Annotated in this window: 8 protein-coding genes; 3 read left to right on the plus strand and 5 right to left on the minus strand. The window is 68.8% G+C overall.

Translation table 11 applies throughout. The annotated features are described in order from the left end of the window. Positions 1-7: 7 nt before the first annotated feature. Entirely contained in the window at positions 8-1,495 is a 1,488-nt protein-coding gene (locus ACXJMZ_RS12080) for a carbohydrate binding domain-containing protein (RefSeq protein ID WP_457030002.1), read from the minus strand. A gap of 248 nt (positions 1,496-1,743) precedes the next feature. Between ACXJMZ_RS12080 and ACXJMZ_RS12085 the strand changes: the two genes are divergently transcribed. Next, positions 1,744-4,023: a glycosyl hydrolase family 18 protein gene (locus tag ACXJMZ_RS12085; protein ID WP_457030003.1), complete on the plus strand. Its 2,280-nt coding sequence runs from the start codon at positions 1,744-1,746 to the stop codon at positions 4,021-4,023. 64 nt (positions 4,024-4,087) lie between these two features. Here ACXJMZ_RS12085 and ACXJMZ_RS12090 read toward each other — a convergent pair whose 3' ends face one another. Then, positions 4,088-7,153, minus strand: coding sequence for an NPCBM/NEW2 domain-containing protein (locus tag ACXJMZ_RS12090; protein ID WP_457030004.1), 3,066 nt, complete (start codon positions 7,151-7,153; stop codon positions 4,088-4,090). A 1,171-nt stretch (positions 7,154-8,324) separates the two neighbouring features. Between ACXJMZ_RS12090 and ACXJMZ_RS12095 the strand changes: the two genes are divergently transcribed. Beyond that, positions 8,325-8,969, plus strand: a complete 645-nt coding sequence (locus ACXJMZ_RS12095; protein ID WP_457030005.1) for a hypothetical protein — start codon at positions 8,325-8,327, stop codon at positions 8,967-8,969. A gap of 135 nt (positions 8,970-9,104) precedes the next feature. Here ACXJMZ_RS12095 and ACXJMZ_RS12100 read toward each other — a convergent pair whose 3' ends face one another. Both ACXJMZ_RS12100 and ACXJMZ_RS12105 read right to left on the minus strand, forming a co-directional pair. After that, positions 9,105-9,464, minus strand: a complete 360-nt coding sequence (locus tag ACXJMZ_RS12100) for a hypothetical protein (protein ID WP_457030006.1) — start codon at positions 9,462-9,464, stop codon at positions 9,105-9,107. 9 nt (positions 9,465-9,473) lie between these two features. After that, positions 9,474-10,283 (minus strand): nucleotidyltransferase domain-containing protein, encoded by an 810-nt coding sequence (locus ACXJMZ_RS12105; protein ID WP_457030011.1) that lies wholly within the window; start codon positions 10,281-10,283, stop codon positions 9,474-9,476. Positions 10,284-10,541: 258 nt separating this feature from the next. On the opposite strand from ACXJMZ_RS12105, the gene ACXJMZ_RS12110 reads away from it, so the two are divergent. After that, on the plus strand, positions 10,542-13,115 hold the full coding sequence (locus ACXJMZ_RS12110) for a collagenase (protein WP_457030007.1): 2,574 nt from the start codon (positions 10,542-10,544) through the stop codon (positions 13,113-13,115). 81 nt (positions 13,116-13,196) lie between these two features. Here the strand turns inward: ACXJMZ_RS12110 and ACXJMZ_RS12115 are convergent. Further along, the coding region (locus ACXJMZ_RS12115; RefSeq protein WP_457030008.1) for a DUF5685 family protein at positions 13,197-14,097 on the minus strand (901 nt) is incomplete at its 5' end.

Here is a 14,097-nt window from a genome sequence, read left to right on the forward strand (position 1 = left end):
CCCGCCGTCACCCGGAGCGGGTGACGGCACCGTTCATACCGGAGATTCCGAGGTGGGCGTAGGCGGTCGCGTCGTCCCAGCCGAAGACGGACTTCAGCTTGGTCTTGAGGCCCTCGGCCGCGTTGACGGTGCTGCCGTACATGTCGGCGCCGCCGCCGAAGTCGAACGGCATGATGGTGAAGACGTCGATGTTGGCGTTCAGCGCCTTGGACTGCTCGATCAGGCGGTTGCCCCAGGAGGTCGGCCCGGTGGTCGAGGTGCCGAAGGTGAGGATGGTCCGCAGACCAGGGTTGTTGTTCTTGACGATCTTCAGGGCGTTGATGATCCGGTCCTGGACGGTGGCGTTCTCGAACTCGTCGGTGTTCTCGATGTCCACGTCGATCGCCTTCAGACCGTAGGCGTCGATCACCTTCTGGTAGGCACCGGCCAGCGCCTCGGGGGTCGAGCAGTTCGGGCCGAGCTTGTTGCCGCTCCAGCCGCCGATGGACGGGACGACGTCACCGCCGGCCGCCCGGATCGCGGCGATGGTGGACTGGTCGACACCGCCGAGCAGCGGACGCTGGCTGTCCCAGCTGGGGTTGCAGCCGTTCTGGGCCAGGATGAACGCCATGGTGAACCACTTGACGCCGGTCGCGCTCATCACCGTGGCGGGCGCCGGGGGCTCGCCCCAGCCGAGGTAGAGGTATGGCGCGGCCTGCTTGAAACCGGGCGGCGGCGGAGTCCCGTTGTCGGTGGTGACCGAGACCGCGGCGGAGGCGGCGGAGGCGTTCCCCGCCAGGTCCCGGGCCTTCACGGTGAAGGAGTAGGCGGTGGCGGGGCTGAGGCCGGTGACGGTGGCCGAGGTGCTGGTGCCGCCGACCGTGGTGGCCAGGGTGCCGCCCCGGTAGACGTCGTAGGCGGTGACGCCGACGTTGTCGGTGGCGGCGGACCAGGAGAGCGAGACCGTGGAGGAGGTCTTGCCGGTGGAGGCCAGGTTGGCCGGGACGGTCGGCGCCACGGTGTCGCTGCTGCCGCCCGGGCCGTCCAGACTGATGTCGTCGGCGTAGTAAGTGCCCTGCCCGTACCAGCCGTTCAGGTAGATCTGGGCGCTGGTCTGGCTCGCCCCGGTGGTGAACGAGACGCTGAGCTTGGTGTAGGCGGTGGCGGACGGCGTCCAGGTCGAGGAGCCGCCGGTGACGCCCAGGTAGACGTAGCTGCCCCGGACCCAACCGCTCAGCGTGTAGGCGGTGTTGGGCTGGACGGCGACGGTCTGGGTGCACTTGGCGTTGTCGCTCGCGCTCGCGGCCCCCGCCAGGGCCTTGGAGCCGCCGTGCACCGGGCTGCTCACCACGGAGCCGAGGCCGCCGGTGCAGGACCAGCCGGAGAGTGTGCCGGTCTCGAAGCCGGGATTGGTCAGCAGGTTGGCGGCCTGCGCGGTGGTGGGGGCGGTCAGGGCCGCTGCGGCGGCCAGGACCGTGGCGCCCAGGCCGGAGAGCAGCCGGGATCGGGTTCGCAAGGAGTACCTCCAGTGGGGGATGGGTGGTACGTCGCTGACGGTGCGTCAGCCGATGGGAGTGCGAGCCCGGTTGGGACCGGGCCCGTCGGCAGGACGGCACCGCGCCAAATGGTATGGACCTGTTGACTCGTTGGTCCAGTCCTCTTACATTGCGAATCTCGGCACCTGGAAAACCGCCGCCCCCCGACCGGACGGCTCGCACGGTTCTGCAACCACCTGTCAGGCACCCCCACACCAACAGGAGAACCATGTCCGGATACCTCAGACGTCGGCTGCCCGCCCTGCTCGGCGCACTGCTGCTGCCGGTGGCCGCGTTCACCGCCCTCGCCGCCCCGCCCGCCCACGCGGCCGGGAAGCTGACCGCCGCGTTCAGCTCGGCGGACAACGGTTCGTGGTGGAAAGGCACTCTGGTGGTCCGCAACGACAACGCGACCGCCGTCACCGGCTGGACCCTGGAGTTCGACCTCCCGGCCGGTGTCACCATCAGCAGCAGCTACAACGGCGAGGCGACCGTGACCGGCCGTCATGTGGTCGCCAGGAACGCGTACTACAACGCCACCGTCGCCGCGAAGAGCACCACCGAGCCCTACAGCTTCTGGTTCGTCGCCACCGGCCCGATCGCCGCCCCCACCGGCTGTACGGTCAACGGCGACAAGTGCGACGGCACCCCCGACGTACCGCCCGGCGCCCCCGGGAAGCCGTCGGTGGTCGCCGTGACGACCCGCTCGGTGGCGCTGAGCTGGGCCGCCGCCGGTGCCGGGGACTACCCCGTCGCCTCGTACGAGATCCTCAACGGCACGACGGTGGTCGGTACTTCGACCGGCACCTCGGGCACCGCGACCGGGCTGAGCCCGGCCACGGCGTACGGCCTGACCGTGCGGGCCAAGGACGCCAGGGGCAACCTCGGGCCGGTGAGTCCGGCGGTCGCGGTGACCACTACCGACCCGGCGAGTGACCCGGTGCCGCCCACGGCACCGACCAACGTGCGGGCCACCACCGTCACTTCGGCCGCCGTCACGCTGGCCTGGAACGCGGCCACCGACAACGTGGGGGTGGTCTCGTACGACGTCTATCAGGGCGGCGTGCCGGTGCAGAGCGTGACCGGCACCTCGGTCACGGTGAACTCGCTGGCGCCCGCGACGAGTTACGTCTTCACGGTGCGAGCGAGGGACGCGGTCGACAACCAGTCACCGCCGTCGGCCGCGCTGACCGTGACCACCGGGGACCTGGCCGGGGCCGGAAAGTACACCCGGGTCGGCTACTTCACCCAGTGGGGCATCTACGGACGCCAGTACTTCGTGAAGAACCTGGACACCTCGGGCACGGCTGCGAAGCTGGACGTCATCAACTACGCCTTCGAGAACATCGACCCGGTCAACCTGACCTGCCTGGCCGGCGTCACCAAGGGCACCACCGCCAACCCGCAGGACCCCGACCAGGGCACCGGCGCCGGTGACGCGGACGCCGACTACGGGCGGCCGTTCAGCGCGGCCCAGTCGGTGGACGGGGTGGCCGACGACGGCTGGGGCAAACTCCGGGGCAACCTCAACCAGTTGAAGAAGCTCAAGGCCAAGTACCCGCACCTCAAGGTCGTCGTCTCGCTGGGTGGTTGGACCTACTCCAAGTACTTCTCCGACGTGGCCGCCACCGACGCCTCCCGGCAGAAGTTCGTCAAGTCCTGCATCGACGTCTGGATCAAGGGCAACCTGCCCGTCTACAACGGCGCGGGCGGTGACGGCGTGGCCGCCGGGATCTTCGACGGCATCGACCTGGACTGGGAGTGGCCGGGCTCGCCCGACGGTCATCCCGGGAACCACTGGAGCGCGAACGACAAGGCCAACAACACTGCGCTGCTGGCCGAGTTCAGGAAGCAGCTCGACGCGTTGGGCGGTTCGCACCGGCTGCTCACCGCCTTCACCCCCGCCGACCCGGCGAAGATCGACCAAGGCTGGGACCTGTCGAGGATCTTCGGTTACCTGGACATCGCGAACGTCCAGGGCTACGACTTCCACGGGGCCGGCAGCGACAACTCCTGGGAGCCGAACCGGACCGGCCACCAGGCCAACCTCTACCCGGACGCCCAGGACCCGTACGGCGTGAAGTTCAGCACCGACACGGCAGTTCAGACCTACCTGAACGCCGGGGTCAACCCGCGCAAGCTCACCATCGGCCTGCCGTTCTACGGGCGGGGCTGGCAGGGCGTCACCGATGGTGGGGTGAAGGGCGAGTGGCAGGCGGCGACGGGTGCGGCGCCGGGCCAGTTCGCGGAGGAGGCGGGGACGCGGGGGTTCAACAACCTGCTGACCACCTTCCCGGGGCTGACGGTGCTGCACGACGAGCAGTCGGTGTCGGCGTACGCCTACACCTCGGCCGGTGGACAGTGGTGGACCTTCGACGACCCGTGGTCGATCGGGAAGAAGGCCGCCTACGTGAAGTCCAAGGGCCTGCTGGGCACGATGATCTGGGAGATGTCCGGTGACACGCCGGGCGGGGCCCTGATCACGGCGCTCGACAACGGCCTGAAGTGACAACTGCCGGGGTGGGCGGGCCACAGCCCGCTCACCCCGGCTCACCTGGTGGGTCCGGTCGGTGCTAGCGCACCAGTGTGGCTCCGGCCCAGTCGGCGTGGTCGCTGTTGATGCCGTCGCCCGCGTCCGTGGCCTTCAGGACGAGGGAGTTGACGCCGGCGACGCTGATGTCGATGGACTGGGTGGCGCTGGAGGGCGTCATCGCTGCCGGGGTTTCGTAGAGCTTGACGCCGTCGCCCCAGATCTCGAACTTGACGGTGGCGTTGGCGTTGACCTCGTCGTCGATGCCGACGTCGGAGCGGAAGCGTGCGTAGGCGCCGTTGAGGGTGTAGGTGACGGTGCTGTTGGCGTGGGTGCCGATGCCCTTGGCGTAGGCGGTGCCGTTCAGCCTGATCGGGTTCCCGTCGACGCTCTTGTCCTGGTGAACGGTGCCCCACCCGATGGTGGGCGTACCCGTCCAGGCCAGGTCGCTGAGCGCGGTCGGGGTCTGCGGGTTGCCGACGAGCTTGGCTCCGGCCCAGTCGGCGTGGTCGCTGTTGATGCCGTCGCCCGCGTCGGTCGCCTTGAGGACGAGGGAGTTGACGCCGGCGACGCTGATGTCGATGGACTGGGTGGCGCTGGAGGGCGTCATGGCCGCCGGGGTTTCGTAGAGCTTGACGCCGTCGCCCCAGATCTCGAACTTGACGGTGGCGTTGGCGTTGACCTCGTCGTCGATGCCGACGTCCGACTGGAAGCGTGCGTAGGCGCCGTTGAGGGTGTAGGTGACGGTGCTGTTGGCGTGGGTGCCGATGCCCTTGGCGTAGGTGGTGCCGTTCAGCCGGATGGCGTTGCCGTCGACGCTCTTGTTCTTCTGGACGGTACCGAAGTCGCTACTGGCGCTGCTCCAGGTGAGATCGCTCAGATCGACCGTCTGTCCGCTTCCGCCGGTGGCGGCGGTGGTGACGGAGAGGGTGTTGCCGGCCCCGGAGAGATTCCCGGCGGCGTCGACCGCCTTGACCGTGAACGTGTACGGCGTCGAGGCGGACAGCCCCGTCGCGGTGAAGCTCGTACCCGTCGACGAACCGACCAGCGTGGTCCCGCGGTAGACGTTGTAGCCGGTGACGCCGACATCGTCGGTCGAGGCCGTCCACCCCAGGCCCACGCTGTTCGACGTCACACTGCTCGACGTGAGGTTGGTCGGCGCGGTGGGGGCCGTGGTGTCGCCGGCCGAGGGCCCGGTGGACGCGGTCACGGACGCACCGGCGGCGACCGGTACGGTCACGTAGGAGACCGTCTTGCCGTACAGCGACTTGGTCTGCGGGGTCTGGGCGGTGCCGTTCACGGTGATCGTGGCGGGGGTGCCGTAGAACTGCGCCTCCCAACTGACGGTGCCGCCCGAGTTGTTGGTCAGCGTGGAGGCCGTCGTACCGGTGTGCTTGAGCTTCAGGTCGTTGTCACCGACCTTGAGGTGGTCGATCTCCACCCACGGCGTCTCGGAGGTCAACCGCGAGACGGTCGCCACCTTGTGGTGCGGGGCGTCCGGCTGAACGCCCATCATGCCGTCGATGGTGCTGCTGACCGCGAGGAACGAGATCTCCGGGTAGGTGTTCTTGCCGGTCATCAGCTTCTTGAGCCACGCCCAGCCCTCGTCGGACCGGTTGTACTGGTAGTACATCTCCGGCAGGTAGGAGGCCGCCTCGACGTTCAGGGCGTCGTCGTTGGCGGCGATGAAGTCCAGGTAGCTGCTGGTCCGGCTGCCGTGGTCGCCCAGCCCGGTCAGCATCATCAGGAAGCTGGCCTCGTGGCCCCAACTGCTGTAGCCGGTACCGGCGGCGTCCTTGCCGCGCATGTACCGGTTGTTCGACGCGTCCCACCAGGTCGCCTCGAATTGGTTGCGCACCCGCTGGGCGCGGTCGGCCCACTTCACGCTGTTGGCGTTGTCGCCCTTCGCCTTCAGAATCTCCGAGTAGGCCAGCATCGACTGGTACTGGTACCCGAGCGAGTCGCCTGCGGAGACCAGGTTCTCGTTCGGGAACTCGAAGAACGTCGCCGTGTACTCACCGGCCTGCTTCCTCGAAACCGGCTGCTCGGCGGCCGGGTTCGCGTCGTTCCAGACCACCTCGTGGTTGGTCAGGAACTGACCCATCGTCGAGTCGTAGTAGGCGGAGAGGGCCGGATCGTTGATCCAGTCGGCGTTGCCCGTCCACTGGTACTGCTTGTACGCCTTGGTCATCAGGTTGAACGGCGACGGCAGTTCGCGGAAGCCGGTGCCGTCGATGTAGTACATGGCCCCGGAGGAACTGTGTGCCCACAGCGGCCAGCCGTTCTGACCCGGATCGTCGGCATCGGCGGCGAAGGTCTTCAGCATGCTGAACGTCTCGGCATCCAGGCCGAGCGCGTGCGCACCGTCCGACTGGTGGGAGATGTCCCGGTTGTAGTAGGACTCCCGGTTGGTGTACGCACCCCAGTAGCCGGGCTCGACGGCCGGGTGGGTGGCGTTCTTCAGGCGCCACCACTCGGGTTCGTGCCCCATCATCGGGTTGCCCGGGTAGAACGTCATGCCCAGGGCCCGGTCCTTGCCCCAGTTGAAGCCGTCGTTCAGTGTGGTGTTCGGCGAGTTGATGGTCAGTGTGCTGGTGGGCGGCCCGACGTACTGCTGGATCGTGATCCGGTCGATGCGGGGCACCTCGCCGGCGGACGTGGCCGTCAGCTCGATGGTGTCACCGGCCTTGAGCTGTACCTTGCTCGACGTACGGGTGTCGATGTTCTTCGGGTCGGTGTAGTCGGTGCCGTACCGCTGGGAGGTGGCCCAGGTGTCCACCGGGACGGAGTTCACGGAGAGCTTGTAGGTCACCCCGTTGGCGGTCTTGCCGTTGTAACGCGTGATCAGGTCGTAGGTTCCGTCAGCGCCGGTGAACGCCTTGCTCGCGGTGCTCGTCTGTCCGGCCACGCCCCGGGCGTAGGTGACGGTGTCGACCGAAGTGCCGTTCCAGGTATGGCTCACGGTGTCCGTCGCGAAGTTGGTCAGCGACATGTTCTCGACCTCGAACACGTAGGGCGTTGCCGCTGCTGTCGCTGGTGAGCTGGGCAGGACAATTGTGGTGCCGACTGCTGCGAGTACGGCAGACAGTGCACAGGCAAGACGACGCATGTGCCGTCGATCCTTTCGTGTGGGGGCGTTCTTGTGCGAGGGCGGTCGAACTCGACCGTCCAGCGGTGGGGGTGTGGGACGCGTTCGGGCAGCGCGGTGCCGACGGCTGGTTGGCGGAGGAGGTCGCCTGGGCCGTGTCCGGTCGCTGAGGTTCGTCTGTCGCCGCCGCTTCGCGTCCGGCGGGGTGGGATCGCGGAGGGCGCTGCGAGGCAGACAGGAGGGGACGCGGGAGAGAGCGTGCGTGAGCCGTGCCGGGCGCAGCGGCTGGTGCGGACGGCTCCTTTCGTCGCTCGCCGTGTTGGAAGACGTTCAACTGTGTTGCCTATTGAGTACTTGGCGGCGAAGCGGTGTCAAGAGTCGCGGTCGGGCCGATCGTGCCCGTCCCGCTTGTGTGCGGGCCGGGTTTCTCGGTTCAGGCGGGCCGTCCCGATGTGGTGGAGCTGATGGCGTTGAGCCGGACGGCATCGCGTATCGGCAGGTCAGCGGTCTGCTGCGGCCGGATGGCGCTCGCTCGGGCGGGGTGGCGAGGGTGGGGTGAACGCGCCTGGAGCGGTGCGAGCGGGCTGGGGTCAACTGCCAACTTGCAACTGGTTGATGACGTTGGTGTAGAAAGTTTTCATTGGTGCGTTGCATGCCGTGGCAAGCGTGAGTAGTGTCCCTCCCCGGAAGGCGGCCCCCGCGGCAGCGCCAGTCATGAGCATGCTGGATCCTTGACTCTTGGTAGAGGCGACGCTTCGGGGGAGTTCGACTTGGGTGTCGGTGAGTTGGTACGCGCTGAGCTTGGGCGGCATACCTGGGCCTCAATGACATGCATGTGCGGTGACTCAGCAGAGCACCTACCTCTGCTGGACGTGATCGGGTACACCCTCGACGGGCATGTGGAGCACGGCACCAACATTTTTGTGGCTGACATCTGCGAGTACTTCGATCTCGGCGGCCAGAAGTCCGGCTACTACCAAGCCCTGCTCCGCGAGCGCGCTAGCGCGAAGACCAAACGTCGACCGGTAGCCCGGGGCTCCGCCAGCTCGGATGCTCGGCCGGCCGCGGGCCGGTCTTGCGGCAACTGGCGGGCACACGAGGCCTGTTGGGGCGGTGCGGGCGCAGTGCCGAACGCTTCGCAGGGCCGATAGGATCGCCGTCCGTCGCACCCGTGCCAGCCTGGAGGACCTTGATGTCTGTGGCCGAACTGTTGGAAGCAGCGATCGCCGACATACGGCGGCAGGGCTACGATCCGGCAGTGCTGGCGAACGAGAGCTGTGTCCGGACGTTCGCCGAGCTCCTGCGGCTCGGATCCCGGAACTGGGATCTGGTCGGCGACGCGGTCGCCGCCACTCCGCCCGATGTCGAGCTGGCCGGGCAGATCCTGCGGACCTATCTGACGTTCGAGGACGACCGCAATCCGCACATCACCTCCTTCGAGCAGGACGTACGGATCGCCAGGGACTCCCGGGCGCTGGGACACCGGCTCGGGAGCGACGCGTTTCTGCTGGCGGTCGGGCCGGTGCGGCCGGCCCTGTACCGGGCCCAGATGGCTGCCGTCACCGCTGTGGACAGCGTCCTGTCCGACGCCTCCGAGCTGGCGGGCCTGCCAGGCCGGGCCGATGAGCTGAGGAGCCGGGCCGGCCGGGCCCGCTGGCGCAGGGGGCGGCTGGAGCGGCGGGCAGAGGAACTCGACAGTCGGGCCGCCGCGCTGACGGCAGGCTGTGAGGAGCGGACCGGGCAGGCACAGCAGCAGGTCGCCAGGTTCGTCGCGGATGTGACCGCGACCGTGGCGCTGTTCAACGACACATTCAGGATCGACCGCCGGCAGCCCTGAGCCTGTCCGTTATGGTCGCCCGGGCTCTCGTGAGGCGTACTGTCGGCACCCGGCGTCCGCCACGACGTGGGAAAGGCCGTCAGACGACCCGAGACCGTCACCGAACCCGATCAGGTCAGACCACAGAGAACAAGCTCAGTTCTTTGCAGGCTCAGGTAGTTCGGCGAGTGAGTCGATCCGGAACGTCGACTTCTGAGCGGCCGGGTCGTGCTGCTGGATCCAGCCCCACGGGCCGCGCCGGATCAGCGCGGTACGCATTCCGGCGTCGAGCGCGGGCAGTACATCGATGCGGGCCTCGCGCTGCTCGTAGAGGTCGAAGCCGGGCGCGAAAATCTGGAAGGTCTCCCGGTAGTCGCGGCCCTCGGCGATGACGGCGCCGAACTGGGCGACGAAGGTGTGTCTCGGGACCTGCAACCAGTCGGCCCAGGTGCCGTACTCGCGAGTCTCGTCCACGAGGCACTCGCCGACATCGAAAACCACGGCGCGGATCGTCATGGCAGCAGCCTAGTTCGGGCGGGAGTCGAGAGCGGTGCGGGTCTCGGTGACGAGGGTGCGGGCTTCGGTCACCGTGGCGGTCAGTGACTCGGGTGTCTCGCCGGGGGCGCCCAGCAGGCGGCGGGCTCGGGGGCCGAAGTCGGGTGGGGTGCTCGGGAGGGTTTCGGCGGTGGGGAGGGCGCCCTTCTCGTTGAGGCACCAGCGGCGGTCGTGGGCGTACATCGCCTGGATCAGGACGCCCAGGGCTCGGGAGAGGCAGAGGGAGACGTAGAGGGTGTCGGCGCGGGCCGCGCCCTTGGCTGCGGCGGCGAGGAGGAACTCGGCCTCCCAGGCGCCCGCTGTCAGGGCGTCGCGCAGGGGCTCGGGGTAGGTCGCGGTCCGGTGCTGAAGGGCCGTCAGTTCGCCGGTCGGGTCGGCCAGGATCTGACCGAGTGCCACCTCGCCGGGGTAGCAGGGGGACCAGAATCCGAGTGGATGCCCTGCCTGGATGCCCACCTCGTACCGGCCCTCGAGGCAGTCCGCCCAGACCTGCTCGACCCGGTCGAGGTCCCGGAGGATCCAGTCGACCGGCAGGCCGTCCACCCGGAGCCACGCGCCGCCGTTGACCCAGGGGCCCCAGTCGCCCGGGCCGGCCACGTCCACCTCCGGGCCGGCCAGTGTGCGTAGTGCGGCGAGGTCGAGTCCGCCGCGGTAGTAGACGCCGAGGTCCCAGTCCGAGTCCGGTCGGTGCTCGCTGCGGGCCCGGCTGCCGCCGAGCAGCACTCCGACGACGCCCGGCACTTGGGACAGGCGGTCGGCCATCTCCTTGATGATCATCATCTGCACGGGGCGAGTCTTGCAGGCCGTCGGCGGGTCGGGCCAGCCGTTTCCGTACGGCCAACGTCCCGCCGCAGCCGAGGAGATGGTCCCGACAGACCGGTCGAAATGGGGATGAAGTGACCGGATGGCCATGAGTAGTCATGCGATATGACCTGTGACATTGTTCTGCCGGTCATTCGGTGGCAGGATGCACGCCACGTCCCCCGCTTGTCCCGCCTGATGCTCAGTGAGTACCCCCCACAGGAAAAGGACTTGGCAGTGCGCCTGCGTCTACCGATATCCACCCTCGCAGCCGGCGTCATAGCCGGCGTCGCCACGGTCGCCTCTCTGCTGCCCGCCTCGGCGATCGCCGCGCCCGGCCCGTCCGCCACCAAGCCGGTGGCAGCCGCGGCCTCCTCCACAGCTTCCGCCTCCGCCCCGAAGCCGGCCGGTCTGGCCACCTTCGCGGCCGACTCCGACAAGTTCGCCTCGCCCGCCGCCCCGTTGTCGGCGGCCCAGCTCAGCCAGGCCGCGATGCGTGAGCCGGTCGGTGCGGCAACCGTGCCGAACACCGCCTCTCGCCCGGCGGAGAAGAAGGCGGGTCTGGCTGCCGCCGCCGCTGTCGCGCAGAGCTGTACCGCGGCCGACTTCACCACCCGTACCGGCGCCGACCTGGTCGCCTTCCTCGAGGCCTCGACCGTCGACTGCGTCAACACGCTGTTCGACCTCACCGGCACCCCGGCGGGCGGGGTCTTCAAGCAGTCGCAGATGCTGCCCGTCGCGGCCGCCTTCAAGAACCGCGCCACCGCCTACACCGGCGACAACACGAACAGCATCCTGCAGCTGGTGCAGTTCCTGCGGGCCGGCTACTTCGTCCAGTCCAACAACGCCGGTGCGGTCGGCGCCTACGACGCGACGCTCACCGCCGCCTCCAAGGAGGGCATGGACGCCTTCTTCGCCGGGACGCGCTGGAAGGACGTCACCGACGCCAACGGCAACATCCTCAAGCAGGTGCTGACCTACACCGACAGCGCCAACCTGCAGGGCAGCTACCTGGGCGTCTACAAGCAGGTCCTGAACGCGTACAACAACACGTACAACGCCATCCCCTCGATGGTCAGCGCGGTCAACTCCCCGTTGCGGTACGCGCTCTGGCGCGGCAGCTGGAACCCGCAGTTCGTCCAGGCGGTGGCCGCCGACCCCAGCATCGCCACCACGCTGGCCGACTTCGCGATCAACCACCAGGACCTGCTCGGCGGGCCGAACGGCGCGCTCGACATCAACGCCGGCAACGACCTGTCCCGGCTGGCGGGCACCGGTACCGCCGTCGAGACCCTGGTCAAGCCGCAGGTGAAGCGGTTGCTCGACGCCACCCCGATCCTCGGCCAGACCGGCCCGCTGTACGTCGCCACCGCGTTCCAGGCCAACTACTACGACGCGGGCCAGTGTTCGTACTACAACACCTGCAACCTGCCGGCGAAGCTGACCGCGGTGGTCCTGCCGAACCAGCTGGTCTGCGACAACCGCACGCTCCAGACCCAGGCGCTGTCGGCCGCCGAGCTCGCCGCGGTCTGCACCAGCCTGCGCGGTGAGGACTCGTTCTTCCACAACCTGGTCAAGGACAGCGGGGCGATCCCGAACCAGTACGACAAGACCGTCATCTTCGGGATCTTCGCCAACAAGACCGACTACACCACGTACTCCTGGGCCATCTACGGCAACTCCACCGACAACGGTGGCCAGACCGTGATGAACGCGACCGACCCGAACAACCAGGCCATCACGGTGATGTACCAGAAGTCCTGGAACCTCAACGACACCGCCCGGGTCTGGAACCTCAACCACGAGTACACCCACTACCTCGACGCCATCTACGACATGAAGGGTGACTTCACCACCCAGACGTCGGTCCCCGACATCTGGTGGGTCGAGGGCATCGCCGAGTACACGTCCTTCAGCTACCGGGGCGCGACGGACAACGACGCGATGACCGAGGCGGGCAAGCACACCTACAAGCTCAGCACCATCTTCCAGAACACGTACGGCAACTCGGACTCGACCCGGGTCTACCCGTGGGGCTACCTCGCGGTCCGCTACATGTTCGAGAAGCACCCGAACGACGTCCAGACCATGCTCGGCCGCTTCCGCGCCGGTGACTACGCCGGTGGCTACGCGGTCTACAACAACGTCGGCACCGGCTACGACGCCGACTTCGACGCCTGGCTGACCGCCTGCGCGGCGGGCGCCTGCTACGCGACCGGCCCGACCTCCCTGTTCACCCCGTCGGTGAACGGTGCCACGGTCAGCCTGACGGACCGGTCCGTGCAGACCGGCCCCGGGCAGATCACCGCCTGGAACTGGACCTTCGGCGACGGCACCTCCTCGAACCTGCGGAACCCGAGCCACACCTACGCGGCCGCCGGTACCTACACGGTCGCCCTGACCACCACCGACAGCAACGGCCGGAGCGCCACCAGCCCGACCTCGGTCACCGTGCTCACCGGTGGCGGCCCGGTCATCCTGCCGACCTGCACCGAGGCGCGCACCGACGCGATGGGCCAGAACTGCTCGCGGTCCAACCGCGCGGCGACGGCCGGCAACAGTGACTACCTGTACGTCTACCTGCCGGCCGGTGTCAGCACGCTGAAGGTCACCACCTCCGGCGGCACGGGCGACGCGTTCCTCTACTACAACGCCAACACCTGGGCCTCGCCGAGTGCGTTCACCGCGTCCTCGACCAGCCCCGGCACCACGCAGAGCATCACCGTCACCAACCCGACGGCCGGTTACCGCTACCTCAGCCTGTACACCAGCACCGGCTTCAGCGGCGTCACGGTCAGCACCCAGTTCTGATCTCCGACACCGTCCGTTCCCTGCCCGGCAGTTGATCCCCCACGGATCGCTGCCGGGCAGTGCTGCTTCGGTGCTGCTCCGTCAGCAGTCGCACCCGCAGCAGTCACAGCAGTCGCAGCCGCACTCACCGCAGTTGCAGGCGCAGTCGCACGCGTCACAGCAGTCGTTGCGTTTGCAGAACCCCTCGCGGCGCTCACCGGAGAACGGGTGATCGTGCTCGCAGCACAGCAGTTGGCAGCTGCAGGCGAGCAGCGCCCACATCGCGCAGCCGGCCAGCAGACCGCGCGGCGAGCGCGGTCGCTCGGGGGCGTGGGACTCGTGGTCGATCTGGAGGAAGACCCGGTCGACGGCACGCCGGGTCTCGTGCACCAGCAGCCGGTGCGGCAGTGCCTGGTCGGTGAACTCCACCTCGGCCAGGGCGAGTCGGATGCCGTGGGTGGCGTCCCGGCAGAGCCGTTCTGCCTCGGCGCGGCTGGTGCCGGTGGCGGTCAGCGGGTTCCAGGCGCCGTTCGCGTCGTCCTCGGCCTGGTCCTCGGCGGCGTCCAGCAGGTGGGCCAGTCGGCCGAAGAGCCGGCCCGCCTCGTGCAGGGCGGCCGCGTTGCCCGGTCGCCCGGCGAGTACTGCGGTGTGGGCGGTGGCCGCTGCGGTGGCGGTCTCGGTCGGTTCGGTGAGGGTCAGCAGCGGACTTCCCGCCGTCGCGGTGCGCTCCAACTCGCCCTGGCGGTCCGCTGCTTCGAGCAGGACGGCGGTGTCGAAGCCGACGGTGTCACCCGCCCGGCCGCTCTGTCGGTCCCAGCGCCGGGCCACCGCCCGGGCGGTGCTCGCCACCGGTCGGCGGGCGAACACCCCGTCGCGGTCCAGGACATGGTCGCGCACCTTGGCCGAGGCGAGGGCGAGCGAGACGGTCGCCGCCAGCCGGGCGCCCTCGCCGTCCGCCACCTGGGCGCCGCGCATGCCGCGCAGCGGGCAGGGACCGGCCTGG

This window comes from Kitasatospora sp. P5_F3 (assembly GCF_054049135.1).

Bases quoted from the DNA above. Each gene is read 5' to 3' on its own strand.
- ACXJMZ_RS12085 (WP_457030003.1), top strand. From the start codon at position 1,744: ATGTCCGGATACCTCAGACGTCGGCTGCCCGCCCTGCTCGGCGCACTG.
- ACXJMZ_RS12095 (WP_457030005.1), top strand. From the start codon at position 8,325: ATGTCTGTGGCCGAACTGTTGGAAGCAGCGATCGCCGACATACGGCGG.
- ACXJMZ_RS12090 (WP_457030004.1), bottom strand. From the start codon at position 7,153: ATGCGTCGTCTTGCCTGTGCACTGTCTGCCGTACTCGCAGCAGTCGGC.
- ACXJMZ_RS12105 (WP_457030011.1), bottom strand. From the start codon at position 10,283: ATGATGATCATCAAGGAGATGGCCGACCGCCTGTCCCAAGTGCCGGGC.
- ACXJMZ_RS12100 (WP_457030006.1), bottom strand. From the start codon at position 9,464: ATGACGATCCGCGCCGTGGTTTTCGATGTCGGCGAGTGCCTCGTGGAC.